26 protein-coding genes and 1 tRNA gene are annotated in these 26,502 nt (G+C 59.2%); 18 read left to right on the forward strand and 9 right to left on the reverse strand.

The genetic code is table 11. The features are described 5' to 3' along the window. Positions 1-27: 27 nt before the first annotated feature. A complete protein-coding gene (locus ACED88_RS01210; protein WP_449108508.1) occupies positions 28-708 on the forward strand; it encodes a SinI family restriction endonuclease in 681 nt (226 codons plus the stop codon). A 168-nt stretch (positions 709-876) separates the two neighbouring features. Here the strand turns inward: ACED88_RS01210 and ACED88_RS01215 are convergent, their stop codons facing one another. The 6 genes from ACED88_RS01215 to ACED88_RS01240 form a co-directional block, all read right to left on the reverse strand. Then, positions 877-1,479 (reverse strand): dihydrofolate reductase, encoded by a 603-nt coding sequence (locus ACED88_RS01215; RefSeq protein WP_449108509.1) that lies wholly within the window; start codon positions 1,477-1,479, stop codon positions 877-879. A gap of 16 nt (positions 1,480-1,495) precedes the next feature. Next, positions 1,496-2,317, reverse strand: coding sequence for a thymidylate synthase (locus tag ACED88_RS01220; RefSeq protein ID WP_449108510.1), 822 nt, complete (start codon positions 2,315-2,317; stop codon positions 1,496-1,498). Positions 2,318-2,324: 7 nt separating this feature from the next. Then, positions 2,325-3,326, reverse strand: coding sequence for an NUDIX hydrolase (locus tag ACED88_RS01225; RefSeq protein ID WP_449108511.1), 1,002 nt, complete (start codon positions 3,324-3,326; stop codon positions 2,325-2,327). Positions 3,327-3,452: 126 nt separating this feature from the next. Then, positions 3,453-5,681 (reverse strand): RNA degradosome polyphosphate kinase, encoded by a 2,229-nt coding sequence (locus ACED88_RS01230; protein WP_237204747.1) that lies wholly within the window; start codon positions 5,679-5,681, stop codon positions 3,453-3,455. A gap of 35 nt (positions 5,682-5,716) precedes the next feature. Then, complete coding sequence (mshD, locus tag ACED88_RS01235; RefSeq protein ID WP_449108512.1) at positions 5,717-6,688, reverse strand: mycothiol synthase; 972 nt, start codon at positions 6,686-6,688, stop codon at positions 5,717-5,719. Between the two features lie 35 nt (positions 6,689-6,723). Beyond that, positions 6,724-7,410, reverse strand: a complete 687-nt coding sequence (locus tag ACED88_RS01240; RefSeq protein ID WP_237204813.1) for a response regulator transcription factor — start codon at positions 7,408-7,410, stop codon at positions 6,724-6,726. A gap of 149 nt (positions 7,411-7,559) precedes the next feature. Here ACED88_RS01240 and ACED88_RS01245 point away from each other — a divergent pair, with 149 nt between their 5' ends. The 3 genes from ACED88_RS01245 (at position 7,560) to ygfZ (ending at position 10,482) form a co-directional block, all read left to right on the forward strand. Continuing rightward, positions 7,560-8,312 (forward strand): hypothetical protein, encoded by a 753-nt coding sequence (locus ACED88_RS01245; RefSeq protein WP_449108513.1) that lies wholly within the window; start codon positions 7,560-7,562, stop codon positions 8,310-8,312. Positions 8,313-8,671: 359 nt separating this feature from the next. Continuing rightward, positions 8,672-9,340, forward strand: coding sequence for an FABP family protein (locus ACED88_RS01250; protein ID WP_237206181.1), 669 nt, complete (start codon positions 8,672-8,674; stop codon positions 9,338-9,340). Further along, entirely contained in the window at positions 9,337-10,482 is a 1,146-nt protein-coding gene (gene ygfZ / locus ACED88_RS01255; RefSeq protein ID WP_449108514.1) for a CAF17-like 4Fe-4S cluster assembly/insertion protein YgfZ, read from the forward strand. The genes ACED88_RS01250 and ygfZ overlap by 4 nt, the downstream gene beginning before the upstream one ends. A gap of 10 nt (positions 10,483-10,492) precedes the next feature. On the opposite strand, the gene ACED88_RS01260 is transcribed toward ygfZ, so the two are convergent. Beyond that, positions 10,493-10,861: a hypothetical protein gene (locus tag ACED88_RS01260; RefSeq protein ID WP_237199089.1), complete on the reverse strand. Its 369-nt coding sequence runs from the start codon at positions 10,859-10,861 to the stop codon at positions 10,493-10,495. A 268-nt stretch (positions 10,862-11,129) separates the two neighbouring features. Between ACED88_RS01260 and ACED88_RS01265 the strand changes: the two genes are divergently transcribed. Continuing rightward, the gene (locus tag ACED88_RS01265; RefSeq protein ID WP_449108515.1) at positions 11,130-11,858 is read left to right on the forward strand and encodes a YceI family protein; all 729 of its coding nucleotides are present in this window, start codon (positions 11,130-11,132) and stop codon (positions 11,856-11,858) included. Between the two features lie 378 nt (positions 11,859-12,236). Here the strand turns inward: ACED88_RS01265 and ACED88_RS01270 are convergent, their stop codons facing one another. Then, on the reverse strand, positions 12,237-13,268 hold the full coding sequence (locus ACED88_RS01270; protein WP_237184882.1) for a 6-phosphofructokinase: 1,032 nt from the start codon (positions 13,266-13,268) through the stop codon (positions 12,237-12,239). A gap of 545 nt (positions 13,269-13,813) precedes the next feature. After that, complete coding sequence (locus ACED88_RS01275) at positions 13,814-15,016, reverse strand: pyridoxal phosphate-dependent aminotransferase (protein WP_449108516.1); 1,203 nt, start codon at positions 15,014-15,016, stop codon at positions 13,814-13,816. A 249-nt stretch (positions 15,017-15,265) separates the two neighbouring features. On the opposite strand from ACED88_RS01275, the gene ACED88_RS01280 reads away from it, so the two are divergent. The 13 genes from ACED88_RS01280 (at position 15,266) to ACED88_RS01340 (ending at position 26,383) form a co-directional block, all read left to right on the forward strand. Next, positions 15,266-15,338: transfer RNA gene (locus ACED88_RS01280), tRNA-Trp, on the forward strand. Between the two features lie 75 nt (positions 15,339-15,413). Further along, positions 15,414-15,677, forward strand: coding sequence for a preprotein translocase subunit SecE (gene secE, locus ACED88_RS01285; RefSeq protein WP_237194772.1), 264 nt, complete (start codon positions 15,414-15,416; stop codon positions 15,675-15,677). Positions 15,678-15,778: 101 nt separating this feature from the next. After that, positions 15,779-16,525, forward strand: a complete 747-nt coding sequence (nusG, locus tag ACED88_RS01290) for a transcription termination/antitermination protein NusG (RefSeq protein WP_135012425.1) — start codon at positions 15,779-15,781, stop codon at positions 16,523-16,525. Positions 16,526-16,919: 394 nt separating this feature from the next. Continuing rightward, positions 16,920-17,351, forward strand: a complete 432-nt coding sequence (gene rplK, locus ACED88_RS01295; RefSeq protein ID WP_135012423.1) for a 50S ribosomal protein L11 — start codon at positions 16,920-16,922, stop codon at positions 17,349-17,351. A gap of 140 nt (positions 17,352-17,491) precedes the next feature. After that, positions 17,492-18,184, forward strand: a complete 693-nt coding sequence (gene rplA, locus ACED88_RS01300; protein WP_185174246.1) for a 50S ribosomal protein L1 — start codon at positions 17,492-17,494, stop codon at positions 18,182-18,184. Between the two features lie 346 nt (positions 18,185-18,530). Next, positions 18,531-19,391: a DUF2599 domain-containing protein gene (locus ACED88_RS01305; protein ID WP_237199085.1), complete on the forward strand. Its 861-nt coding sequence runs from the start codon at positions 18,531-18,533 to the stop codon at positions 19,389-19,391. A 127-nt stretch (positions 19,392-19,518) separates the two neighbouring features. Beyond that, entirely contained in the window at positions 19,519-19,857 is a 339-nt protein-coding gene (locus ACED88_RS01310) for a hypothetical protein (RefSeq protein WP_449108517.1), read from the forward strand. 247 nt (positions 19,858-20,104) lie between these two features. Next, on the forward strand, positions 20,105-21,043 hold the full coding sequence (locus ACED88_RS01315) for a hypothetical protein (protein ID WP_449108518.1): 939 nt from the start codon (positions 20,105-20,107) through the stop codon (positions 21,041-21,043). Positions 21,044-21,198: 155 nt separating this feature from the next. Beyond that, entirely contained in the window at positions 21,199-22,266 is a 1,068-nt protein-coding gene (locus ACED88_RS01320; RefSeq protein ID WP_449108519.1) for an ABC transporter ATP-binding protein, read from the forward strand. Positions 22,267-22,588: 322 nt separating this feature from the next. Further along, positions 22,589-23,098 (forward strand): 50S ribosomal protein L10, encoded by a 510-nt coding sequence (gene rplJ, locus ACED88_RS01325; protein WP_237185947.1) that lies wholly within the window; start codon positions 22,589-22,591, stop codon positions 23,096-23,098. Between the two features lie 120 nt (positions 23,099-23,218). Further along, positions 23,219-23,596 (forward strand): 50S ribosomal protein L7/L12, encoded by a 378-nt coding sequence (gene rplL, locus ACED88_RS01330; RefSeq protein WP_185174250.1) that lies wholly within the window; start codon positions 23,219-23,221, stop codon positions 23,594-23,596. A gap of 132 nt (positions 23,597-23,728) precedes the next feature. Next, positions 23,729-24,751: an endonuclease/exonuclease/phosphatase family protein gene (locus ACED88_RS01335; protein WP_449108520.1), complete on the forward strand. Its 1,023-nt coding sequence runs from the start codon at positions 23,729-23,731 to the stop codon at positions 24,749-24,751. Between the two features lie 150 nt (positions 24,752-24,901). After that, entirely contained in the window at positions 24,902-26,383 is a 1,482-nt protein-coding gene (locus ACED88_RS01340) for a glycoside hydrolase family 32 protein (RefSeq protein WP_449107430.1), read from the forward strand. Positions 26,384-26,502: the final 119 nt, after the last annotated feature.

Here is a 26,502-nt window from a genome sequence, read left to right on the forward strand (position 1 = left end):
CTCCAATTTAGACTGGAGGTCTCTAACTTGTCTTACCTAGATTTGGCGCGCCAAGCCATAAAAGAAGTAAATCCTGAACTCACTGAAAAGTTTCTAGCTATCGTAGAGTTCTCCTATACGGAGCCAGGCCTTGCTTATAGGCGGCGGAAGTCAACGAAGTCTAATTCTGAACCTTCGACTACCGATTTGGAGCATTACCTCTTCCTGGCAAATAAGTTTAATAGAGGTCGTATACGAGAAGGACTGCCTCAACCTAGTACTATTCCGGATCCGGTTCTTCCGTTGATTATGCATTATGGCTACGGCGAACCTGAGAAAGATTTACCTAGACTGGTTGAAGGGCATCGAACCGCAATGGTAGCTGAAAATATGATTGGTGAGTTGCTTGAACGATATCTAGATTCAGTTCTAGAAGATTCTTGGATTTGGTGCGCAGGCGGGGTTGTAAAGCACGTTGACTTCATTCAGCGGCCGTCAACCCCTAACGACCCTTGGAAAGCCTTACAAATTAAGAACCGTGATAATACTGAGAACTCATCAAGTAAGTTGGTCAGAAATGGTACTGAGATTTCTAAGTGGTATCGAACTAAATCTCGCTCTGGTGAAACAATGTGGGAAAAGTTTCCGCTGGAAAATAAGAAACTAACCCTGTCAGAGAAAGGCTTCCAAGCTTTTGCCAAGAATCTAATCCTCGAATATAAAAAGTAGCTCACATTGGGTGGCTGCCAAGACTCTCCTTAAGGGAAGGTGAAGTAGGCTTACAGCGAAGCTACGTTCGGGGCTTGATTTGTTCGTGCGAACGAAACGAATCAAGCGAGAGAGTCAGCAACGAGTGTGAGCCTGCTGAATCCCTTATGAGTAAGTCTTATTGATATCTTACTTGCGCAGAGTCTGGAACCGCATGGCGAGAGGCAGCTTCTGCCCGGTACCAGTGAGAGCATAGCCTTTTTCAGAGCGGACGGGTGCGTCATCAGCAACTAGTGCCCAGTCGGCCCCCAGTTCAGGGGCATAGGTATCACCGGAAACCTCAGCCTCAAAAAGGGTGCGCTCCACCCGGGCCACCTGCCCACCCGCTACTCCGGGCAGGTCGGTGCGGTGTAGAGCCTCGGCGTAGAGGGAGCCGCCGCCAATAACCCAGTAGGTGGGGGCGTCCGGAGCCAAACTCTGTGCCGCCCCCAAAGCCGCATTGAGAGAAGGCGCCCAGATGGCGCCGTCCTTTTCTTCAACCTGCGAGACAGAACGTGTAATCACAAGATTGAGCCGCCCCGGCAGGGGGCGGAAGCGGGGAGGGAAGGACTCCCAAGTCACCCGGCCCATAATGACCGGGGCGCCCAGGGTCAAGGTCTTGAAATGGGCTAGGTCCTCGGGCGCATACCAGGGCATATCGCCGTTACGGCCAATCACCCCGTTGCCCGCCTGCGCCCAGATAGCTGCTAGCTCGGGCAGGGTACCCGAGTCGCTTACCCGCTCACCGTTCATGCTCAACTCCTCGACCCTAGACCGCAATCGGGGCCTTAATGAGGGGGTGATGGCGGTAATCTACCAGCTCAAAGTCCTCAAACTCGTAGTCAAAAATTGAGGGCTTCTTATTCTTAATGCGCAGGCGCGGGTAGGGGTAGGGCTTGCGCGACAGCTGCTCGGTGACCTGCTCGTAGTGGTTGGAGTAGATGTGGCAATCTCCGCCGGTCCAGACAAACTCACCGGGCACCATACCCACCTCTTCAGCAATCAGCTGGGTCAGTAGGGCGTAGGAGGCAATGTTGAAGGGCACGCCCAGGAACATATCGGCAGACCGCTGGTAAAGCTGGCAGGAGAGCTCCTTCTGGCCGTCCTCCCGGGTCTTCACGTAGAACTGGAAGAGGGCATGGCAGGGTGGCAGCGCCATGTCGTCAACCTCAGCCGGGTTCCAGGCAGAGACAATATGACGGCGGGAATCGGGCTTGTTCTTGAGCGAGTCAAGCACCTTGGCAATCTGATCGATGGTCTGCCCGTCACCGGCCGGCCAGGAGCGCCACTGCACCCCGTAGACCGGGCCCAGTTCGCCGTCCTCGTCCGCCCACTCATCCCAGATAGTCACGCCGCGTTCCTGCAGCCAGCGTACGTTGGACTCCCCGCGCAGGAACCAGAGCAGCTCAATAACCACCGACTTGAAGTGCACCTTCTTGGTGGTGATCAGCGGAAAACTCTCAGATAGGTCAAAGCGCATCTGACGGCCGAAGACGCTTCTGGTGCCGGTGCCGGTACGGTCGGCTTTCTCGTCGCCGGTCGCCATAATCTCGCGCAGCAGGTCTTCGTAGGGGGTAGGAATAACAGTCATATCTTCTTTAATCGTCAAAAGGCTTAATTTGTTCCAGCGACACCACGGTCTTGGGGTGGGCAACAGACACCTGCAAGACCCACATCTCCCCGGGCTTGAGATAGGGGTCATGCACGGGCAGATGGGAGCGTAGCTGCTTATTCAGGTGCTCGCCCAGAACCTCAAGGACAGTGGGCAGCACCGGGCGGTGGGTGCAGAGCATGACCGACTTATCCCGCTTCTCAAAGAGGGACTCGACCACCTTGCGGGCGTGCTTGGGCGCCCGGGCATGGTGGGCTTCGGTCAGGGCCCGCTTCTCCTTGATGGAAATGCCAGAGGCCTTCGAATAGGGGTAGACCGTCTGCATGCAGCGCACCCAGGGGGAGGAAACGATGCGTTCGGGCTGCCAGGCCTCCAGCAGGCGTCCTACCGCCAGGGCCTGGCGCTTGCCGGTAGCCGCAAGTGAGCGCTCGCCTTCGGCCCCGGCCCAGCTGGCGCGCGGCTTGGCCTTGGCGTGGCGGACGATAATCACCGGGCGGGTGCGCAGGTTCTGCGCACGGGCCAGGGCCAGTAGGGCGTCGAGGGGCTCTTTGTCGGTGGCGTTGGTGAGCATGGTGCGGGCCTGTTTGGGGGTGACCCAGCGCAGCTCGTCCACTTCGCCCTCGTCAGCAACGGCTTTTTGCCCGGCTGGCGCTTCGGCTGCCCAGTAGTAGACCTCCTTGGGCTTGCCCTTGACCTCGTAGGCGGTCACCGCCAGAGGGGCGCCGAGGGTGACGTTGAGCCCGACCTCTTCGCGGATTTCCCGGATGGCGGTTTCGGGCAGGGTTTCGCCGGGGTCCTGCTTGCCCTTGGGCCAGGACCAGTCATCGTAGCGGGGGCGGTGGATGATGAGGACCTGCACCTGGTCGTGGTGCCAGCGCCAGATGATGGCGCCTGCTGCGTTGACAGCTGCCCGGTTGTGGGGGCCCCGGCTGAGCGAGAGCGCTCCGTCGTGGGTGTGGGCGGCGTAGAAGGTCTCGGTGTGCGGCATGTGGAAAGCTCCGTGGGGGTGGGGCGGGCATTGAGAATGTCCTTGAGTTAACCGAATGTTAACCCAAGGACATTCTAAGCCTCTTAGCTGTGAGCGGTGGACAAGGCGCGGACGTCTGCGCCCGGCTTAGGCTCGCTTGTTGCGTTTCTGGTCGCGGCTAGCCAGGTAGTAGGCCTGCACATCGCGCAGGGGTGAGCCGTCGGCTGCCAGGTGGTGGCGTTCCCAGGTGCCGTCTGACCCCAGGTGCCAGTTGCTGGTTTTCTCTGAGAGGTAGTTGTCGAACATCTCTAGCAGGTACTTGATGTGGGCTTCTGCCTTCACATGCACCAGGGCTTCAACACGGCGGTCGAGGTTGCGGTGCATCATGTCTGCTGAACCGATGTAGACCTTGGGGGTCCCGGCGTTTTCGAAGGTGAAGACGCGGGAGTGCTCGAGGAAGCGGCCCAGGACTGAACGCACCTTGATGTTCTCGGAGAGACCGGGGACGCCGGGGCGCAGGGCACAGATACCACGAACGACCACGTTGACCTCAACCCCTGCCTGAGAGGCGCGGTAGAGGGAGTCGATGATGGCCTCATCGACCATAGAGTTGCACTTAATCTGGATCTTGGCGGCGTGGCCCGCGCGCTTGTGCTCGATTTCCTTGTTGATGTTGTCAATCAGGCCCGAACGCAGGGAGCGGGGGGCAACCAGTAGCTGCTTGTAGGTGGTCTTCGGGGCGTAGCCGGAGAGCTGGTTAAAGAGGCGGGAGACGTCCTCACCGATTTGCGGGTCGCAGGTGATGAGACCGAGATCCTCGTAGAAGCGGGCGGTGGAGGGGTGGTAGTTGCCGGTGCCGATGTGGCAGTAGCGGCGCAGCCCGTCCGCCTCTTTACGCACGACCAGGGAGAGCTTGCAGTGGGTCTTGAGGCCCACGATGCCGTAGACCACGTGCACGCCCGCGCGTTCGAGCTTGCGGGCCCAGTTTATGTTGGCCTCTTCGTCGAAGCGGGCCTTAATCTCAACCAGGGCCAGCACCTGCTTGCCGGCTTCGGCTGCCTCAATGAGGGCGTCCACGATGGGGGAGTCGCCGGAGGTACGGTAGAGGGTCTGCTTAATGGCGAGGACGGCCGGGTCGGCCGCGGCCTGCTCCAGGAAGGCCTGCACGCTGGTGGCGAAGGAGTCGTAGGGGTGGTGCAGCAGGACGTCGTGGTCGCGGGTTGCGGTAAAGACGTCGGCAGCCTTGGAGGTCTCGTTGGCGTTGAGCCAGCGGGAGGTGTGGGCGATGTGCTTGGGGTAGTGCAGGGCCGGCCGGTTGGTCTTGGCGATATCAGACAGGCCGCGCAGGTCGAGGGGAGCGGGGAGCTTATAGACCTCGTGCTCGTCGATGCGCAGCTCTGAAACGAGCAGGTCAAGGATGGTGGGGTTGATGGTGTCTTCAACCTCCAGGCGTACCGGGGGGCCGAAGCGGCGGCGCAGCAGCTCGGTCTCTAGGGCCTTGAGCAGGTTCTCGGCGTCGTCTTCTTCAACTTCAAGGTCCTCGTTGCGAGTCACGCGGAAGGCGTGGTGCTCCACGACCTCCATACCGGGGAAGAGCATGTCGAGGTGCTCGGCGATAATGACCTCAAGGGGGATGAAGCGGACCTCGCCCGAGGAGGACTTGACCGCGCGGGCACCGTCAACGGCCACCATGCGCTCGATAGCTTCGGGCACCTTGAGGCGGGCGAAGAGCTCCTTGCCGGTCTGGGGGTTACGGACGATGACGGCCAGATTGAGCGACAGGCCAGAAATGTAGGGGAAGGGGTGGGCCGGGTCAACAGCCAAGGGAGTGAGCACAGGGAAGAGCTCGGCGCGGAAGAAACGGGAGAGGCGCTCCTGCTCACTGGAGGAGAGGTCTGCCCAACCGACGATACGGATGTTTTCCTTCTCCAGCTCGGGGTAGACCTGCTCGTGGAAGACACGGTACTGGCGCTCCTGCAGGGCATGGGCGGCCTCGGAGATTTCTTCCATCTGCTCTTCGGGGGAGAGCCCGGCTGCTGAGGGCACGGCGATGCCGGTAGCGATACGGCGCTTGAGGCCGGCCACGCGCACCATGAAGAACTCGTCCAGGTTGCTGGTGACGATGGAGAGGAAGTTCAGGCGCTCTAACAGGTAGAGGTTGGGGTCTTCGGCCAGTTCGAGCACTCGGGTATTGAACTCGAGCCAGCTGATTTCGCGGTCAAGGAAGCGGTCACTGCCGAAATCGCCTTCGAGGTTGGGCTGCTTGATTTTTTCGCCCACGTCGATACGGTCTACGCGGGTTTCGGCGCGTTCGAGCTTGTTAATATCGCCGTTGATATGGGGGTGGGCCGGGGTTTCTGCCGGTGTAGTGGTCATGGTGTGCCTTTCAATGCGAGGGGCGGTGGTAAAGATTAGGGGTGGGCAGGTGCGTACTGTCGGTCGATGGTGAGGGGGGTAAAGCCGAGGGAGCGGTAGAGGGCTACAGCGGCGGTGTTGTCGGCATCGACATAGAGGACGATGCGGTCAAGGGGCGTGCCGGACTCGTCGGTAGCCCCGGCTAGATAGGCCATGCCGGCTAGGGTCAGAGCCTTCCCCAGCCCCTTACCCTGCCAGGTGGGCGCGATGCCCACCGCATAGACTTCCCCTTCGGGGTGCTCGCCCTGGCCGGTAGGAATCTTGGTCCAATGGAAGCCTGCCAGCTGCCCGTCCTTTTCTACAGCCAGGAAGAACCCTTCTGCCCGGAACCAGTCAGAGTCGGTGCGGGCCGCAAGGTCATCGAGGGTTAGCCGCCCCTGCTCGGGGTGGTGGGCAAAGGCCTGGGCATTGACCTGCACCCAGGCCTCAGCCCGGTCGGGGGTGTAGGTGGTCAGCGTTAGGCCAGCGGGGAGGGGGCGGGCCTGGGCAGCGGCGCGGACGCTCTCCCGCGCCTCATCGGTCAGGGCCAGACCCAGCTTGTAGAGTTCGCGAGTAGGGCGCCAGCCCAGCTTATCGGCCAGGTGGGTTGCAGCCTGCAGGGCAGGGCTAGACGTATCAGAACCACCGTGTACCCAGGCCCGAAGCGGCTCTTCACCGGCAGCCTCAACCGCCGCGCCTATTAGGGCCGAGCCAAGGCCCTGGCCACGGGCCTCGGGGGCAACAGCGGCCTCCAACACCCAGATCTTGCCTTCTCTCACCAGGGCCGCAAAACCTAGGGGCGCACCAGCCTGCCGGGCCTCAAAAAGCCGCACACCGGCGTCCGCCCCCGCAGCTGCCTTGTGCAGCTCAACAAAGGTCTGCTCAGAAAAGGGGGAGGCGCCGTCCTGCCGCCGGGCCAGCTCAGCCAACCGCTCAAAATCAGCTAGCACAACACCCGAAACCTTGGGTGAAACAATTTCATAGACCACACGCGCCTCCTACACACATCGCAGCTCCTCTAAGCCTACCTAGAATCCGACCGCGCCGAGTTAAAGCTATACCCCACATTGCGAACCGTCGTAATCAACTGCTCATTGTCAGGGCCCAGCTTCGACCGCAGACGACGAATATGCACATCAACCGTGCGCGTACCACCGTAGTAGTCATAACCCCACACTTCAGAGAGAAGCTGGGCACGCGTAAAAACCCGCCCGGGGTGCTGCACCAAAAACTTCAGCAACTCAAACTCTTTATAGGTCAGGTTCAGGGGCGACCCCTGCAAACGCGCCGAATACGAGGCCTCATCGACCGTGATACCACCGGCCCGAATCACCGTGCTCTCAGGCTCAGCCTCCTCAGCCACATGCGCCGTCAGCAACCTCAAACGGGCCTCAAGCTCAGCCGGACCCACCGACTCAAGCACGATATCGTCCACCATCCAGTGCGGCGCCACCGCAGCCATACCGCCCTCGGTAAGCACCATCAACAGCGGCGTAGTAAAACCAGACCCCTTCAACAACTGGGCACAGTTACGGGCCGCAACCAACTGCTCACGGGCATCCACCAAGACCACGTCGGGCCCAGCGGCCTGCACCATCGACGGCGCAGCGCCCAGAGGAAGAACAGATATCTGATGAGCCAACAACCCCAGCGACTGAGTGACATCGGCGCCATCGGTCGCAGAATCACTCAATACGACAATATGCAGCACGCTCATACACTCCCTAGAACAGGTCAACTCAAGCACCAGTATAAAACGCAGGCCACAGACGTTGATAAACAGGTTCGTAATACGGGAAGATAAGAAGAAGCCCGGAACCCACACCACCGGCCCACCACACAGCGAGATGAAACCCCAGAGTGACGACTAAAGACCCCACCCACACCCGAGCTATCCGCACCTTCGTCCCCGAGCTCACCAAGCTCCGCCGGGCCAGGCAGAAAACCGTCTACGAAGGGCCCATCGGGCGTATCGGCACAACTCGCCGTTCTCGCTACACACTGGTGGCACTCTCAGCCCTCATCACCCTCATAGCCTTGGTTATCACCGCAGCTATCTCACCTGACCTCGCAGCACTCGCCGGGTTGGGCGCCGTCCTTCTCATCGCCGGCGGCTGGCCCGCAGCTACCGGCATCGCCGAACTACGCGGCCGCCGCCGCATCACTTCCCACTCCGTCATCGTGCTGATATCGGGCGTAGCCTCCCTGCTCTACTCCTGGCTCAACCCCGGCAGTTCCCCCCTGGCCTTCCTACCCGCCATCGCAGCGGTGGGCGTGGTCGCAAGCTTCATGGCAGAACTTGCCCGCGGCGAAGGCGCTGTGGGGCGCTTGGAATCGGTCATCAGCTGCGTCTCGGGTGTACTGGCCTCAGTCTCTGTGGCAGGCTGGGTGGGTCTAGCCATTCTGGCCAGGGACGTTGAAACCGCCTACCCCGTCATCACCATCGGCCTGGCCGTCGGCCTGCTGCTGGGTCTTATCGGCATCCGGGTTGTCTCGGCAGGCCCCAAGGAAGGCCCCCGCCGTGGCGCCGTCACCCTGGGCGTAACACCCGTAGCATTTATCGGCGTCATCGCCTATGTGTGTGCGACTTTCCTCACGCGCGTGGTAGGGTAGCGGTATGAGTATTCTTGCACTTGAAATTTTCTTCCTCGTCCTTCTGGGCCTGGCAGGTCTGGCTATCTTCACCTGCATCGGTTTCGTACTCACCGGCCTCTTCCGCGGCCAGAAGTAAGCAACCCACAGGCTTATCAACACCGGCCCCGCGCACTGTTGCGCGAGGGCCGGTTTTCTTTATGTTTCGGGCGCCTAAGGTGAAGGGAGCAGCGGGGGCGCCCCGGCAGACGACTGGCTGGGGCTGGCATGAATCGCGTGCGAGCTTTGCGAGCCTGCGAGAAGGTTAGTCGTCAGAGGGGCGCCCCGCTGCTCATAACTGCCCCTCTCCTCAGACAGGCTTGCCGATTACACTGGTATGTATGGCTATTGAAATTCCCACCAACCTTACCCCCGAACTCGTGCCCTTCTCCTGGCTGCTGGGCACCTGGGAGGGTACCGGCTCCCTCTGGTACGAGGGGGCAGAATCAACTCCCTTCGGGCAGATTATTACCTTCAGCCAGGACGGTCTGCCCTTCATTGAATACCGCGCCGAGAGCTTCCTGCTCGATGACCAGGGCCAGAAGCTGCGCACCATCACTGTTGAGACCGGCTTCTGGCAGATTGACCGCCCCCAGGTGGACGGTGACGTCGGCCCCGGCCTGGTGCCTGCTGACGTGGTCCCTGTGCACCAGGATGCTGAGTCCGTTGAGTCCCTGCGCAACGAGGACGGCGGCTTCAACCTGCTGGCCACCATCGCCCACCCCGGTGGCCTGACCGAAAACTATGTGGGCATGATTAAGGGCCCGGTGGTGCGTATGCAGACCGGCAACATGCTCAAGGACGACATCACTAAGGACTATGCCGGTTCCGTACGCCTCTGGGGCCTGGTCAACGGCAACCTCATGTGGGACTGGGAAACCGCTAACCCCGAAACCCGCAAGCTTGAGAAGCACGCTTCGGCTGAGCTGCGTAAGACCTCGTCCATGACCGGTGAAGATCTGGGCACCACCATGTTCGGCGGCGAAAACCTTACAGGTGACCAGCAGTGACTGCCTACCGTAGCCCCCTGCTGTCTCGCCCGGGCGCCTTTGCGGCGTCCGGGGCGGACGCCGGGGTCGCTGCCCACTACGGCGACCCGGTTGCTGAGCAGCGGGCCCTGGCCCGCCGTACCCGGCTTGCCCTGGTTGACCACTCCAACCTGGGCGTGGTGACGGTTGCGGGCGAGGACCGCCTGAGCTGGCTGACCACCCTCTCAAGCCAGGTCCTAGCCGGGCTGGGGGAGGGGAGCTCCACCGAGCTTCTTCTGCTGACCCCGCAGGGCCGTATCGAGTTCTCTGCTTTCGCTGTGGAGAAGGACGGCGCGGTCTGGCTGATCACCGAACGAGACCAGGCTGCGCCCCTGGCCGAGTATTTGAACCGCATGAAGTTCATGCTGCGCGTTGAGATTACCGACCGCACCGAAACCCACGCGGTGCTGGGGTCCACCCTTGACCCGCGCGAGGCTGAGGGCGCGGATGCCGTGCTGGCAGGCGGCATCGTCTGGACTGACCCCTGGGGCGCCGGCATTGCCCCCGGGGGCTACACCTACGCGTCCGCTGGGGAAGACGAGCACCCGGCGTCCGCCTACCGCCGCTACCTGACCATCGTGCCCGCCCACCGTCTGCTCGATGCGGTGGAGGGGGCCCAGCTGGCCGGAGTTTGGGCTGCTGAGGCTCTGCGTATTGAGGCCTGGCGGCCGCGCGTGGGCGTGGACTCTGATGAGAAGACTATCCCCCACGAGCTTGACCTGCTCCGCACCGCCGTACACCTGGAGAAGGGCTGCTACAAGGGCCAGGAGACCGTGGCCCGCGTGCACAACCTGGGCCACCCGCCCCGCCGTCTGACCTTCCTCGACCTGGACGGCTCCGAGCACACCCTGCCCGCTGCCGGTTCTGCCGTGATGAACGGTGAGAAGAAGGTGGGAACCGTGACCTCGGTGGCTCTGCACCACGAGGCTGGGCCTATTGCCCTGGCCGTCCTCAAGCGCTCGGTTGACCCCACCGCCGCCCTGCGCGTGGTAGACGGGGGAGATACGGATGCCGACGGCAACCCCGCAACTAGCCAGTATGCTGCCGCCCAGACCGTCATTGTTGCTCCGGACGCCGGTCAGGTGGCAGGACGCCGGAACATGGGGGACTTCTTACGGGGCTAGAAACTAGGTTCTAGTTACATACGGTTGGCCGGGGCTTTTGCAGGTTGCCTTCGCTACCGGTGAGGTTCTTGTTGTTATCGCTGATTTGGCGCACGATGGCTGGAGCATCATTGATGGAGCGCACAGTTTGAATTTTTTCTTCCTGGGTCATGCTGTCGATGGTGGCAATATCTTCTAGTTCTGCAAAAGAACTGCCTGAACAGAGAATGTCGTGGTAGGTGGCGATTTCTTGTTCGGTGAGTTGGGCTAAGGCCTGGGCCTCGTCAGCTACCGGCTCATAGGGGGCGATGCTGGGCAGGGACTCCATGACGCTGGTAGCTGTGGCCTCAGCGGGTGGCTCGGCGCTGGTTTGAGAAGAGCATGCTGAAACGGTCGACATAAGAATAAGTGTGCATAGAGGAAGATAAAACTTTTTCATAGATCTATCCTTCGGGGTAGGCCAAATATCTATAGATAAGACGTGGGGAAACCGAGATCGTCCGCTAAATGACAGTATGCCCATAGAGCGTGCGCTTCCTGTGCATTGGGCGAATATTACGCGCGCTGTGTGGCCCTGCAGAAGGGGATAGTTGGGGAACAGGGAGCGAGAGGCTTGCTCTGATGCCTTTGAGCTGTTGCACAGCTTAAACATAGAAAAACACGTCAGGATGGTTTACATAGAAAATAAATCACGTCTGGCTATTATCGGAGCAGGTGCTCTTGTTGTGCTCGGTGGAGCAGCAATTGCGGGCCCCTCGCTCTATGCTTCGTACTCAGAAGATCAGGTAGCCGATGCTCCCAGCATTTCAATGTCGGCAAGATCAAACGCAGCAGAAGGTGCTGCAACTGAAAGCGCCACAAACAGCGCTGTGCTTGCTGGAAGCTGGCAGGTTTCTGACGGATCTGAAGCGGGGTATCGCGTAGCAGAAGTTTTGAACGGGCAGGACGTTATCGTAACTGGCCGTACCTCAAATGTTGAAGGTGCTTTTACGGTAAGCGACGATGGCTCCACCCTGGAGAACGCCCAGTTTACGGTCGATATCGCCAGCATTACCACCGATAGTGACCGCCGCGATTCTTACTTCACGTCCACCACCATCGACACAGCAAACTACCCCACCGCTGAGCTTAGTGTGAGTGAACCGGTTGACCTGGGTACTCCGGTAGCTGGTGAAACCGTAACCGTTGACGTCAATGGTGAATTGACCTTAGCCGGTGTCACCCAGCCGGTTACCTTTACTGTTGAAGTTGCCAGTGATGGAAGCCAGGTGCAGGTTGCATCATCCATTCCCATTACCCTCTCTGACTGCGGCATCGAAGCCCCCAGCCTAGGTTTTGTTTCTGTAGAAGAAAGCGGGGCTATTGAGGTGCAGCTAGTAGCTACTCCGAAGGATTAGATCCTAGCTTTAGTCATCCTTTTAGTAAGAATCCCCCTGTTGTTGAAAGCGGCAGGGGGGGGTATTTTCTTCCTCGCGCTGGCAGAGATTCAATATATATGCTGGGCTCATCTTCTGTGCAAGCGTCTTTGCCTTTATATATGGTGGGTTTACTACCAGCTATATCTGGGTTCTGGCTCCGCTCCTGGGTCTTATCGGCTTTATATTGACCCTCTTTGCGCGTACCTGGGGTTGGGCAGTTGTCTTCGCCCTATTGATACTCACACTCCCTATGGTCATCGCCCTGCGAGGTATATAAACCTATAGAGGACGAAGGTAAAAAGAAGTGGCTTTCTCCCCCTGGACAGGGGGAGAAAGCCACTTCTTTTATTCTTAGGTCTAGCGGCCGAAGAGAACCTTAGCCTCTTCGTAGCGGTGGACCGGAACGGTCTTCAGGCCGTTAAGGGCCTCAGCAAAGTCAACGCGCTTAATTTCGGTGCCCTGCAGGGCAACCATCTTGCCCCATTCCTTGTCGTGAATCATATCGACAACCTGGATGCCTAGGCGGGTTGAGAGCACGCGGTCAAAGCCTGTGGGGGCGCCACCGCGCTGGATATGACCCAGGGTGGTGTTACGGGTTTCAATGCCGGTGATGCGCTCAATCTCCTGGGCAACCCAGTCGCCAATACCGCCCAGGCGGGGGCGGCCGTCCTTCTCCTGGCCCTTACCAGCCATTACATCGTCGAAGCCCTCGGGGATGAAGCCCTCAGCAACAACAATCAGGGGGGAGCGGCCGCGGTCGTGAACTTCCTTGACCCAGCCAGAAACCTCTTCCATCGAGACCTTAACCTCGGGAATCAGAATAGCGTGAGCGCCACCGGACATACCGGAGTGCAGGGCAATCCAACCAACGTGACGGCCCATAACCTCAGCGACCATGGCGCGGTGGTGGGACTCGCCGGTGGTGCGCAGGCGGTCCAGGGCATCGGTTGCGATAGAAACCGCGGTGTCGAAACCGAAAGTGTAGTCGGTTGCCTGCAGGTCGTTATCAATAGTCTTGGGAACACCAACCACGGGCAGACCCGCGTCAGCCAGGCGCTTAGCACCCGCCAGAGTGCCCTCGCCGCCGATAGCGACAATAGCGTCGATACCGTTGCGCTCCATCATGATCTCGATGTTCTCGGGGCCACCCTTAGGGCCATCGAAGGGGTTAGTACGGGACGTACCCAGAATGGTTCCACCGGTACGAGCCAGACCGCGAACCTTGGTGCGGGGCAAATCCATGAAGTCGCCTTCAACAACACCGCGCCAACCGTCGCGGAAGCCAACGAACTCGTCGCCATAGGTCTTGACGCCATTGAGCACAGCGCCACGGATAACAGCGTTCAGGCCGGGGCAGTCGCCGCCGGAGGTGAGCAGACCGATCTTCATGGAGAAACTCCTTGTGTTATTCCTGGTGGGGAATGATGGTGGTGACCCTGTTGGGTTTCTGCCCGTTTAGGCAATCCAAAGTGTGGGTCTTTGTTGGTTTCTATTGTAGTAAAGAGGGGTTGCGTTGGGTAGCTGTGGGGTAGGTTGCGCTGTATGTTTTCAACCTCGCCGTTAGAGTCAGTGATGACTTTATGTCGGGTGAGGTAGTAGGTTCGGGCGCACCGGATATACAGATAGCGCGGCATATGAACCTTCGCAAGCGACCCTCTCGCAGCTTCGCTTCGCTCAGGTGCGATTCACGCCAGCCGCCGAGCCAGCTTGCTTGCGGTTCATATGCCGCGCTTACTTGGTGCCTCCATGGGGTGCGCAGGACGCCCCTGGCGCCGACTGGCTGGGGCTGGCATGAATTGCAGTCGATGAGCGTCGAGATTCCGAGCGCGCGAGGAAAATAATCTCGGCGTGAATCTGGCGAGCTTGCGAGCCAGAGCGAACCAGCAAGAAGGTTAGTCGGCAAAGGGGCGTCCTGCGTACCCGAATCAGGCAAACTACTCTGCGGTTGCCAGCAGCTTCTGCATGCGGGCAAGGCCTTCGGCGAGATCTTCATCGCCCAGGGCGTATGACAGACGCAGGTAGCCGGAGGGGCCAAAAGCCTCACCGGGAACAACCGCTACTTCAGCCTCTTCCAGGATGATTTCGGCAAGCTCAGCGGAGGTCTGCGGGGTCTTGCCCGCAATGGTCTTGCCCAGCAGGCCGGTGACGTCGGCGTAGGCGTAGAAGGCGCCCTTGGGGGTGGGGCAGTGGACGCCCTCGATAGCGTTAAGCCCCTCAACGATGGTCTTGCGGCGGCGGTCGAAGGCCTTGTGCATCTCGTTGACGGCGTCGAGGGAGCCCGAAACAGCTTCAAGTGCCGCTAGCTGGGCGATGTTGTTGACGTTGGAGGTCATGTGCGACTGCAGGTTGGTTGCCGCCTTGGTGATGTCGGCGGGGGCAATCATCCAGCCCACGCGCCAGCCGGTCATGGCGTAGGTCTTGGCAACACCGTTGAGAATGACGGTGTTCTCAGCCAGGGCGGGCACGGCCTTGACGATGGAGGTGAAGGGTACGCCGTCGTAGGTGAGGTGCTCGTAGATTTCGTCGGTGAGCACGATGATGCCCTTCTCCAGCGCCCATTCGCCAATAGCTTTGGTCTCTTCGGGGGTGTAGACCGCGCCGGTGGGGTTAGAGGGGGATACGAAAATCAGGGCCTTGGTGGCGGGAGTGTAGGCCTCCTCCAGCATGTCGGGGGTGACCTTGTACTCCTTGTCGGCTCCCGCGAAGACCTCGATGGGGTTGCCACCGGCCAGGCGGATGGCCTCGGGGTAGGTGGTCCAATAGGGAGCGGGCAGCAGTACGTCGTCGCCTTCGTCAATGACGGTGGCAAAGGCCTGGTAGACGGCCTGTTTGCCACCGTTGGTCACGATCACCTGGGAGGCGTCAATATCGATGCCGGAGTCACGCTTGGTCTTCTCAACGATTGCCTGCTTGAGGGCGGGCAGGCCAGCGGCCTGGGTGTAGCGGAAGTTGGCGGGGTCCTCGAGAGCCTTGCGGGCGGCGTCCACAATGTAGTCGGGGGTGGGGAAGTCGGGCTCGCCCGCACCAAAGCCGATAACCGGGCGTCCTTGCGCCTTGAGGGCCTTAGCTTTAGCGTCAACGACGAGGGTGGCCGAGGGGGCGATAGCGCCAATGCGGCGTGATACGCGGGCAGTCATGGGGAGGTTCTCGCTTCCGTCCTGCGGGCAGGACCGTTGGGTTATGGCAAAAGGGGTACGGACGCCAGCGCGGCAGCTGGCACCTACCCCTTAAATCATAGGGTGGGCGGGAGCCTGAAGAGGGGCTGGCGCGCACCAAATTGCCAAAGCAAAAAATATGTTCTACAGTAGATAACGTTGTTCGCAACCGAACAGCTTTAGGTTTGTGCCCGCAAGGGTCTCAAGCCTCCTTGAAGGGATAACCTTCAAAGGGCGGTGGCTCAATTGGTAGAGCAGCGGTCTCCAAAACCGCAGGTTGCAGGTTCGAGTCCTGTCCGCCCTGCTTCAAGCCTCACAGGTTTATTTGTCAATCGAACAGTTCATGTTCATGATGAGTCTAGAAAGGGGCGGGCCTACCATGGCTAAATCAATCGCCGCCAGGACCGCCGATTCTGAAGAACCAGGCGCAGAGAAGAAGCTGGGCTTCTTCGGCCGCATTTTCCAGTTCTTACGCGAAGTTATCGCAGAACTCAAAAAAGTCACCACTCCCACCGGTAAAGAACTGGTGCAGTATGTGATTATTGTTCTTTTCTTCGTTGCTTTTATGATGCTCTTCATCTCGGGCCTAGATTACGTTTTCGGTCAGGGAGCCTTCTGGATTTTTGGTAACGGCATCAACTAGAAGCACGAAGCTAGGCCGACGGCGGCCTAACCCGTAGAATCTTTTGTGTATGTAGGGCGTGCGCGCCTTCAAGTAAACCCCAATGACGAAAGCAGGAAAGCGTGTCCGAGCAGGAAGTTGCACCTGAAACCGAAGAGGTCGTAGAACCTGCAGAGCAGGCAACCGAAGAGGGCCACGAGGCTGTTGAAGTAGCAGCCGCTGAGGTCGTCGAAGAAGTCACTGAAGCTGAAGAAGCTGGCGAGCCCGCCGTTGACCCTCTCGAAGAGTTCAAGGCTAAGCTGCGCCGCCAGGAAGGTGAATGGTTCGTCATTCACACCTACGCTGGCTACGAGAACAAGGTCAAGGCTAACCTCGAATCCCGTGCTCAGACCATGAACGCTGAAGATGACATCTTCGAGGTTCAGGTCCCCATGGAAGAGGTCATGGAAGTCAAGAACACCACCAAGAAGTTGGTTCGCCGTGTGCGCGTCCCCGGCTACGCTCTGGTGCGTATGAACCTGACCGACGAGAGCTGGGGCGTTGTGCGCCATACCCCCGGTGTGACCGGCTTCGTGGGTCAGGACGCCTACAACCCGGTTCCCCTGCGTCTTGATGAGGTTGTCGACATGCTGGCTCCCGTCTTTGAAGCTGAGCAGGCAGAAGCAGGCGCCGCTCCCAAGGCTGCACCCGCCGTCGAGACCGGCTTTGAGATTGGTGAGGCCGTCACCGTTAAGGAAGGCCCCTTCGAGGGCATGCCCGCAACCATCTCAGAGATTAACGCAGCAGCTTCATCCATGGTTGTGCTGATTTCCGTCTTCGAACGCGAGACCCCCGTGACCCTGAACTTCTCACAGGTCACCAAGATGTAAAACCAGCTTGTCTGGTCAAGGGTCGCCCCGCTTGATGTGGGGCGGCCCTTTTGTTTTTGTTCAAAAGTGGGGGAGGGTTACTAGAGTTTTCCGCATTTATTCTGGTTTACCCGCAACTAGTTGCGGGTAAACCAGAATAAATGCGGGGGACCTGGAGTGATGGTGTTTGCGCAATCGGCCTAACCCCGTACCTATCCACCTGTGAGCAAGCACCCAGGGGTAGGCGTCCGCCCCGCAATAGCTTTAAAGCTCAGACCGTACTAAGATAGAAGACTGTATGTGCGCACCCACGCCGGTGCGCCCCTACACGGTGCCGCCGCCGCCATGGCAGCACCACCGCCCGGTGCATACTCCTGTGCGCCGGTCCACCAGCTAAGAAAAGGACCAAACACAAATGGCTCCCAAGAAGAAGGTCGCAGGCCTCATCAAGCTGCAGATCCAGGCAGGCGCCGCTAACCCCGCGCCCCCCGTTGGCCCCGCACTCGGTGCACACGGCGTCAACATCATGGAATTCTGCAAGGCCTACAACGCAGCCACCGAATCCCAGCGCGGCAACATCATCCCCGTAGAAATCACCGTCTACGAGGACCGCTCCTTCACCTTCATCACCAAGACCCCTCCCGCAGCACAGCTCATCAAGAAGGCAGCTGGCGTTGCTAAGGGCTCCGGCGTACCCCACACCCAGAAGGTCGGCTCACTGACCCTGGACCAGGTCAAGGAAATCGCCCAGACCAAGATGGAAGACCTCAACGCTAACGACATCGACGCCGCAGCGAAGATCATCGCCGGCACCGCCCGCTCCATGGGCATCACCGTCGAAGGCTAAAACCCTTCCACCCCGCCCACCGCGGGGAACCGAGGTTCACACTTCACCCAAAGACAATTGTTAGAGTCTCCCACCCGGGAGGCATGTGGCAGAGCCGAGCGCGGCTCACCAAAGACCACACCTGCAAAGGAGAAAAGCAGATGGCAAAGCGCAGCAAGGCGTACCAGGCAGCTGTAGCCAAGATCGAAGCGGACAAGCTCTACGCACCCGCCGAGGCTATTGCAGTAGCAAAGGACATCGCGGCAGACAAGCCCAACTCAACCGTTGAGGTCGCACTGCGACTCGGCGTTGACCCCCGCAAGGCAGACCAGATGGTACGCGGTACCGTCAACCTGCCCAACGGCACCGGTAAGACCGCCCGCGTTGTAGTTATTGCAGCCGGTGAAAAGGCTGAAGCAGCAGAAGCAGCTGGCGCTGACTTCGTTGGCTCAGACGACCTGATCGCAAAGATCGCTGGCGGCTGGACCGACTTCGACGCAGCAGTTGCAACCCCCGACATGATGGGCAAGGTTGGCCGTCTGGGTAAGGTTCTGGGTCCCCGTAACCTCATGCCCAACCCCAAGACCGGCACCGTCACCATGGACGTTGCTAAGGCAGTTGCAGACATCAAGGGCGGTAAGATCGACTTCCGCGTTGACCGCAACTCAAACCTGCACTTCATCATCGGTAAGGCTTCCTTCACCGCTGAGCAGCTGACCGAGAACTTCGAAGCAGCTCTCGAAGAGGTTAACCGCCTCAAGCCCTCATCAGCTAAGGGCCGTTACATCTCAAAGGCAACCATCGCCACCACCTTCGGTCCTGGCGTTCCCGTTGACCCCTCAACCGTAGCCTAAGTTTCTTAGACCCTAACGGTTAAACAAGGCAGGCTCCCCGCGCATAGGTGCGGGGAGCCTGCTTTTTCAGATTAAAGAAAAGTACTTAAGTACTCTCTTTGGTCTAGTGACAGAATAACTCTGGTTTTTCCTGCACCCCGGCTGTAGGCTACTTATCAACCAGCCCCATCAAGGAGTCTGGTACCTTAGAGAAAAGAGATAAAGATGTCCCTTTTACCCCCCCCGTTCTGCTTTTAGTATCTATGCGGTTGGCGCTGTGTTGATTGGTGGAGTAGGTCTTGCACCTGCTTTAGCTCAGAATTCAATTCCGACGAGCCAAGAGAGCTCTGTGGAATATAGGCTAGATGTGCTTGCAGAACAGGCATTTACAATTGATGAGCTTGAAGAGACTTCGTCTGCATTTGTAGTAGCTGGTGAAGAAAGTTCGGTTGAGATTCCTAAAGAGGCTGATTATCCAGTTGTATTAGTTTCTGAGAGCGAAGAGAATCTTGCTATTTCGATTCCTGCAAGTATAGAAGAGGCTGTGGCTGAACCTGGTGAGTTTGGGGAGGTTAGCTTTGATCATGGTAATGCTTCTTCTACATCTGTCCTGCCTCACGAAGATGGCTCTGTGCAGATGGTAACTACGATTGCTGATTCCTCTGCCCCTGAGGAATACGTTTATAATCTTGACTTGCCGGAAGGCGCCAGCATGGAGATTCTTGAGGGCGGTCTTGTTCTTGTAGAAGATTCTGAGGGGAACTTTTTTGCTGGTGTTGCTGCTCCTTGGGCTAAAGACGCTAACGGAGTGGATATACCTACCCGGTATGAGATTCGGGGATCTACTTTGGTTCAGGTTGTAGAGCATCGGGGGCAGGAGAGCGTAGCGTATCCTGTGACAGCTGACCCTTGGCTAGGACGGGATTTGATTAGCCGCGTCTGGGTAACTAACCATCGTGAAGGCTACAAGGTAAATGTTGTAGCTACTAGTTGGGGCAGGGCTTTTAGTGGAGTCGCGACACATAAGGCACATGTTGATGAACTTGTCTCGAAGACCGCACGGGGGCGGATAACACCAACTATCCGAGAACAGTATCTCTGCCATGTCGCTGGTAACCTTTTCGAGAGAGAAGATTATAATATGGAATCCTGGTTGCCCTATAAGCCTTGGTGGCAACAGCTCAACCCTGTTGATCAGTGCAATCCGGGGGGCAGTCGCTATTCATAAGAAAAATAATGCGATTCTTCTTGTGACTTTCTGCCTAGGTGGTCTCATATTTATCATATATGGCATGATCCAAATATCTCTTTATTCAAAGATTAGCGTTTCACCCTTCGAGGCTGAGCCAGAAGAAGTGGCTTATGCTTTTGCTTATAACTTAGATAGAGAGGACTATGACGGTGCAACTGCCTATTATGATTCTTATGCAAACTTAGGTGAATCTGCTGAGTCTATTGAAGATTTGAGAAATTCTGTAGGTATCCCACAGGGGTGTCGACTGCTAAAAAATAAAAAAGATCATATTCATGTAAACTATGATTCAAATATCTATAGGGTAGAAATTCCCTATAGGTGCGATAAGGGTGAGGATGTTCTAGATATTTATGTAACAGATGGAACCTGGGAAACTCCCAACGGTGCAGGAAAATTTGTGGTTTCGGTAGCGGCTGGCAAAGCTGGATATCCTCTATAAGCACTGAACGCCTGATTTAGCGTGTAGAGCACTCATCCCTGATAGGTCCCACCACCGTAGCCTAAGTTTCTTAGACCTTAACGGTTAAATAAGGCAGGCTCCCCGCGTCTAGTGCGCGGGGAGCCTGCTTTTTGTTGTGGCGGGGAGGCGGAGCGAGGGTGAAGCAAGGGCGGGGTGCGCGGACGCCCGGGTCTAGCTTTTGCAGGCACAGGCAGCTATTCTTGTGGTAAAGAGCACACCCCTTTCAATGATGTCTGGAGGTTCAACTCTCGTGTACCGCGTCGCCTACTTCCCTTACCCGCGTCCGTCCGATCTGCCTGCCTACCGCGATGAAAAGTCGCTCTACCCCGGGCTGCTTGCCCTTCAAGAACCGGTGAGCCAAACCGTCTTTCTCTACCGCCTTGAAACCCTGTACGAGGGGGACTTTCCCACCGACTACACCATCTATAACTATGCTGGTGGCCCCCTTGAGAGCGAAATGCGCATCAATATCTCCGCCCTGGGGCCTGCGGAAGAACGCGGCGATGGCGAACTAATGTATCAGTTTGAAGCGTACTCCCGCTTCGAAGACCGCGCTGGCAAACTCATCTCGCAGGGGCTGCTGACCCGCACCGGAGAAATCCGCTGGGACGAACAAGACCCCGGCCACTGGCTATACCCCCACGTGAAAACCCTGATCGAGTACCTGGCTCAGGCCCCGGCCAAAGCACCTGAGACCATCGAAGAAGGGCAGGTTATCACCTGGGACCTGCCACAACTCCTGAGTGAAGAACTAACCATCACCGACCATAACTTTGAACGCCACCTGCCCCACTGGTTCGCAGTAGAGCACAGCGAAGATTGCACCTGGTACACAGAGCAGCTCGCACAGCACACTGATGACGAGGAGCCCCTGCCACTCCTTAACCGTCTAGTACAGGTCGTCCACCCCGATACAGTAAGCGACAGGCCAGCCCACCCGGGGGAGCTTGCCCCTAGTATCGGCTATACCGCTAAGGTCAAAGGTGCGGGGGCTGATGTGCTCAAATGGGGTCGCAATCTGACTCCCACGGTGTGGGGCAGAGAAGCTGATGCCGGGCTACTTCCCGGTTTCAGCGGCGAGAACCTGCCCGGTTCAATTCGAGATTTGGTAGAGCAGGGTGAGATTATCTACCCCGATGACCGCATTGAGCAGGCACGAGGCTAACTGCTTCCCTAACGAGCGTGCGCCTTATCGCCGAGCGTGCCGCAGATAGGTGCACGCTCAGCGATAAGGCGCACGCTCGGTCGAATCAGGGTTGCGCTGTGGTGGGAAGGCTACGGTTAGGGCATACCGTGCAACCGTCGGGCATAATAGAGGTCATGACCAGCCCCGCCCTCACCATCACCGGCCTGACCAAGCGGTTTGGTGCGTCCGCCGTGCTTGACGGCATTGACCTGACCGTGCCCGGTGGCAGCCTACTTTCCCTGGTGGGGGAGTCGGGGTCGGGCAAATCCACCCTGCTGCGCATTATTGCCGGGCTGGAACAGGCGGACGCCGGTCGCGTGCTGTTCGGCCACCGGCCGGTAGGTGTTGGGGGAGGCACCCGCATCAAGGGCAAGGCCAAGACCCGGCAGGCAGGGGCCGTGCCGGTGGGGTTCGTTTTTCAAAAGCCCGTGCTCTACCCCCACCTGAGCCTGGAAGAGAACATCCTCTTCGCCCAGCGCCTGCGCGCCCGGGAGCAGCTGGACCGCGACCACTACCTTTCCCTCGTCGATACCCTGGGTCTGGGGGAGCACCTGCGTAAGAGGCCGGCGCAACTATCGGGTGGCCAGGCCCAGCGGGCCGGTATCGCCCGGGCCCTGGTGCGTAAACCCACGCTGGCTCTCTTCGACGAGCCGCTCTCTAGCGTCGATGAGCACCTGAGCGAAGCTATCCGCGCCGACCTGCTGACCCTGCACCGCCAGCTAGGGTTCACGGGCATCTACGTCACCCACAACCCCGACGAAGCCCTGGCCATGGGCCAGCAGCTTGCGGTGCTAGAGGGCGGACGCCTGGCCCAGGTTGCCGCCCCGGGGCAGGTACTGGCCGCCCCGGCGTCCGCGCAGGTCGCCCGCCTGCTGCACCCGCTTTACAACGAGCTAGAGGTAGAACGGGGTGGGCGGGCAATACCGGCCGGTATCTCTGCCCACGGATTTGAGCGGGCGGACGCCGCTAGCCCGGGGGCCCTGCCGGTGCGGGTGCTGGGCGTGCTCGCCCATACGGCAGGAAGCCGTTTTAGCCTTGAAACCACTCGGGCGGTAGAGCTGCCACACTCGGACGGTGCCGTGACCATTCCCGCCGGTAGCCCGCTCACGGCTGTGCTGCCAGAAACCCCGGTAGGCGCGGAGCAGGGGCTCTACCTGAAACTCCGACCCGGTACTCTGCACTGTTTCTCAGGGCAGAGCTAGTTTGTACCATGTGCTGACCAAAAAACCTGCCTCATCTGGTCTGTATACGGCACAAAGGTGGATAGAAGCGGCGGTTTAAGTGATTAAGCACCCTTAAACCCGGTTTTAACTTGCCAGAGCCCCGCCAAGCGTGATTAGATGAAGTAACCAAAGACCGCCGGTCTATGCCTTTTACAGGCACGATAAGGGCCAACTAGCCCACCTGCGTAGGTGCCGATAAAAGAATACAAACCAGTTTTTGCTGAGCTTGTATTGTGCCTCGATGCCTGCGCGTCGGGGCATTTTTTGTTGGCCTGGCGGGATAAGAACTGGAAGGAACACCATGGCAACACAGGATAAGATTGCTGCCGTCTCTGAGATCAAGGAACTCCTTGAATCCTCAAACGGCGTAATTCTCACCGAGTACCGTGGTCTCACCGTTGCACAGATGAAGGAACTTCGTCGTGCACTGGGTGCTGAGACCGAGTACGCCGTGGTAAAGAACACTCTGACCGCTATCGCGGCTAAGGAAGTTGGCATCGACGCATTCGATGGTCAGCTCCACGGCCCCAGCGCAATCGCATTCATCAAGGGCGACTTCATTGATGCTGCGAAGGGTCTGCGTGACTTTGCCAAGGCTAACCCCCAGCTGATCGTTAAGAGCGGTTACTTCGAGGGCGAAGCTCTCGACGAAGCTGGCATCAACAAGTTTGCAAGCCTCGAATCACGCGAGGTACTTCTTGCAAAGGTCGCCGGCGGCGCAAAGGGCGCAATCGCAAAGGTTGCTCGCACCGTTGACGCTCTGCGTATCAAGCTCGAAGAGCAGGAAGGCGCAGCACCCGAGGCCGAGTAATCGCCTCGAAGCTGCCCACCGCACAGACTTCGGCCCACTTGCCCGGGCCACCCCACAATTTTCAAGCTCGCAGGCTGAAATACTGAGGCTTGCAACTGAATCAAAGAAGGAGCCAATCTCATGGCTAAGCTTTCAATCGAAGAACTCATTGAAGCATTCAAGGAACTGTCACTCGTTGAGGTTTCCGAATTCGTTAAGGCATTCGAAGAAGAATTCGACGTAACCGCAGCTGCTCCCGTTGCTGTTGCTGGTGCTGCCGGTGGCGACGCTGGTGCTGCTGAAGAGCAGTCAGAATTCGACGTTATCCTCGAATCAGCTGGCGACAAGAAGATCGGCGTTATTAAGGAAGTTCGCGCCCTCACCTCACTGGGTCTGAAGGAAGCTAAGGACCTCGTTGACGGCGCTCCCAAGCCCGTTCTCGAAGGCGTTTCCAAGGAAGACGCAGAGAAGGCTAAGGAAGCTCTCGAAGGCGCTGGCGCAACCGTCACCCTCAAGTAAGTTTCTTACTTTTCTTATCTTTGGCGCAGGGGCGGCACCCATTACGGGTTGCCGCCCTTGCGGCTTTTTGTTTAAGGACGGACGCCGCCCCCACCTCTTCCCCTGCCTGCTGGTTTTAGCTAGGCTGGGGTCATGGGTAAGACTCTGATTCGTGTGCTCTGGTGCCTGCTGTTGGCAGGTTTTCTGACCTGGCTAGCTATCCTCCTCTGGCCGGGGCACCCGGTGACCGCCTGGCTGACCACCCGCCTGATCATTGCCCAGGCCGTTGCCTTCCCCACCTTGCTTGCGGTTGCCGGGGCGGGCGTCCTGATGGTGGCTCTGCTGGTTGCCCTGCGCTCTAGAACCAGCACAGTTACCCGCATCCTTGCCGGGCTGACGGCACTAGCCTGTGCCGCTTCTAGCCTGCTGGCGGTGGTTGACCCCTACGGGTCTATGCGATATCAGGCGCGCGGGGTGCCCGCTATTGGGTGCGTTAATATGCAGACCTACCGGGTGACCACCTATAACGCCCTCGACACCCTGACCGCCCAGTCCCTGGCTCGGCTGCTAGCCGATGAACCGGATTTCCTGGTACTCCCTGAAGTCTCACCCGATACACCCGCCCTTGCTGGCGGCGTTTCGGGCTACCAGCTGTTCGCCTCCACCAGCGGAAAGGCCCACATCGCCCCGACACTGACCCTGGTGAGCGACCGGCTGGGCACCTACACCGCGCAGGAAGTGCCCATGACCTTCGGCGCCCTCATTCTGGCTCCTGAAAATGACGATAGTGGTCACCCCTCACTGCTTGCGGTGCACACGGCCCCGCCCGTGCCCTCCTACATGCAGCAGTGGCGCGATGACCTAGCCACCATCGACCGCCTGGCCCGCGATGAGAACCGCCCTGACCTAATCGCTGGCGACTTCAACGCGACCCTGCTCCACGGCGGCCTGGCCAGTTACGCGGGGGTAGGCTCACACCTGGGTGCGGATGCTGCCCTGGCCACCCACCGGATTGAGGGCACCTGGCCAGTCGGCGGAGTGCTAGGAATGCGGGCCCCGATCGACCACATCATGGTGATGCAGGGGCCACCTGCTGGTGGTGAAGAAGTGACCTACCAGCAGGTGGGCAATTCTGACCACCTGGCAGTGAGTGCCGTCGTAGACCTTTGCAGCTAGGCGCGTGGGCTAGCCCCTATCACAAACTGGAATATTTGCCGGTCTGCCCTGCACGCTGCTGACCTAAGACCTGGGGAGAGGACAGGGGGTAAGCTGGATATGATCAACGATTGACAGAACCCGTTACCGCACCCACTCAAGGAGCCCCGCGTGACTAAGCCCGGACGTCCGGACGCCGCCGAACTGCTCGCAGCCGCAGAGCAAGCCTATGCCACCTACCACGAGCGGGTGCGCACCGACCCCGACTACCCGGCCCTGCACCTAGCACCGCCCGTGGGTCGCCTCAATGACCCCAACGGGCTGATCTATCATGAAGGCACCTACCACGCCTTCTACCAGTACTCCCCGGTGCACCCCACCCGCGCCGTCTTCTGGCGCTATGCCACCAGCGACGACCTCACCCACTGGCAGGACCGCGGCACCGCCATCGCCCCCACCGACTGGTTTGATAAGAACGGCTGCTACTCGGGCTCGGGTTTCGTGGGCGAGGACGGCACCTTTGAGTTCTTCTATACCGGCAACGTCAAGGACGCCGACGGTAACCGGGAGGCCTACCAGGTACTCTTTACCTCACCCGATCAGGGCAAGACCTTCACCAAGCAAGAGGTCTTTATCAACGGCCCCGAAGAGGGCTACACCGCCCACTACCGCGACCCCCATGTAATTGAACGCGAGGGCAGCTTCTACGCCGTCATCGGCGCCCAGCGCGAGGACGAAACCGGGGCCGTGGTGCTCTACTCCTCACCCGACCGCCGCACCTGGACCTTCGACGGCGAGATCACTTTCTCAGACCCGGCCCTGGCCAAGCTAGGCTATATGTACGAGTGCCCCGGCCTGATTCAGCTGCGCGATGAAGAAAGCGGCGAGCTCAAGGACGTGCTGATTTTCAGCCCCCAGGGCATGGAAGCGGACGGGGAAAAGTACAACAATATCTTCCAGACCGGCTACGTGGTCGGCACCCTCACCGGTACCCATTTTGAGGTCACCACCCCCTTCACCGAACTAGACGCCGGCACAGAGTTCTACGCCCCCCAGTGCTTCCACGGGGTGGGCGAAGACGGCTCCCACGCTGTACTCCAGGGCTGGTTCGGTAACGCCGACCAGGATGACCAGCCCTCCTGGGAGAACCACTGGGTGCACATGCAGACCTACCCCCGCCGCCTGACCCTGCGCGCGGGTCGTGTGTACCAGAACCCCGTGGAACAACTCGATAACGCCCTGGCACCTGCCCCGGTAGCACCTGGGGCTGAGGGGGAGATTGCGGAACTGGCGGACGCCCGCGTCTGGCGCCTGCGCGGTGAGGTTGAGGTGACTAGCCCCGTGCAGATTATCGTTGAGGACGCCGCAGGCCAGGCTCTAGCTCTGACCCTGAGCGAGGACGGTGCCCACCTGGATCGCACCGGCAGCCGCTACACTGTGGGCGGGGCAGAACGCCACCGCACCCTAGAGCAGGGCGCTACCCGCACCTTCGACCTGCTGGTCGATGCCTCCGGAACCGAACTCTTCCTCGATGGGGGAGCCGCCGTATTCTCATCCCGAACCTACTTCACCGGAGCTAAGCGCACCGTCCGCCTGGTAGCAGACGAGGCGGCCGTGCGGAGCCTCGAAGCTGCCCGGCTTGTAGAAGACTAGGGTAAATGGCGCCGGTGCCTTAGCGCGTGGGGCGAAAAATTTTCCGTGACCTGGCACCGGCAGGAAACAGTAAGACCTGTCTCACAGGTTGTCGACGGTGGTAGGCTGGTAGAGACGCC

The organism is Rothia sp. 11273D007AR, from assembly GCF_053547255.1.

Coding starts and splice junctions, on each gene's coding strand:
- ACED88_RS01270 (WP_237184882.1), bottom strand. CDS start 13,268: ATGAAGATCGGTCTGCTCACCTCCGGCGGCGACTGCCCCGGCCTGAAC.
- ACED88_RS01335 (WP_449108520.1), top strand. CDS start 23,729: ATGGGTAAGACTCTGATTCGTGTGCTCTGGTGCCTGCTGTTGGCAGGT.
- rplK (WP_135012423.1), top strand. CDS start 16,920: ATGGCTCCCAAGAAGAAGGTCGCAGGCCTCATCAAGCTGCAGATCCAG.
- rplJ (WP_237185947.1), top strand. CDS start 22,589: ATGGCAACACAGGATAAGATTGCTGCCGTCTCTGAGATCAAGGAACTC.
- ACED88_RS01320 (WP_449108519.1), top strand. CDS start 21,199: ATGACCAGCCCCGCCCTCACCATCACCGGCCTGACCAAGCGGTTTGGT.
- secE (WP_237194772.1), top strand. CDS start 15,414: ATGGCTAAATCAATCGCCGCCAGGACCGCCGATTCTGAAGAACCAGGC.
- ACED88_RS01250 (WP_237206181.1), top strand. CDS start 8,672: ATGGCTATTGAAATTCCCACCAACCTTACCCCCGAACTCGTGCCCTTC.
- ACED88_RS01225 (WP_449108511.1), bottom strand. CDS start 3,326: ATGCCGCACACCGAGACCTTCTACGCCGCCCACACCCACGACGGAGCG.
- ACED88_RS01230 (WP_237204747.1), bottom strand. CDS start 5,681: ATGACCACTACACCGGCAGAAACCCCGGCCCACCCCCATATCAACGGC.
- ACED88_RS01220 (WP_449108510.1), bottom strand. CDS start 2,317: ATGACTGTTATTCCTACCCCCTACGAAGACCTGCTGCGCGAGATTATG.
- ACED88_RS01315 (WP_449108518.1), top strand. CDS start 20,105: ATGATGTCTGGAGGTTCAACTCTCGTGTACCGCGTCGCCTACTTCCCT.
- ACED88_RS01265 (WP_449108515.1), top strand. CDS start 11,130: ATGGTTTACATAGAAAATAAATCACGTCTGGCTATTATCGGAGCAGGT.
- rplA (WP_185174246.1), top strand. CDS start 17,492: ATGGCAAAGCGCAGCAAGGCGTACCAGGCAGCTGTAGCCAAGATCGAA.
- ACED88_RS01275 (WP_449108516.1), bottom strand. CDS start 15,016: ATGACTGCCCGCGTATCACGCCGCATTGGCGCTATCGCCCCCTCGGCC.
- ACED88_RS01215 (WP_449108509.1), bottom strand. CDS start 1,479: ATGAACGGTGAGCGGGTAAGCGACTCGGGTACCCTGCCCGAGCTAGCA.
- rplL (WP_185174250.1), top strand. CDS start 23,219: ATGGCTAAGCTTTCAATCGAAGAACTCATTGAAGCATTCAAGGAACTG.
- ACED88_RS01260 (WP_237199089.1), bottom strand. CDS start 10,861: ATGTCGACCGTTTCAGCATGCTCTTCTCAAACCAGCGCCGAGCCACCC.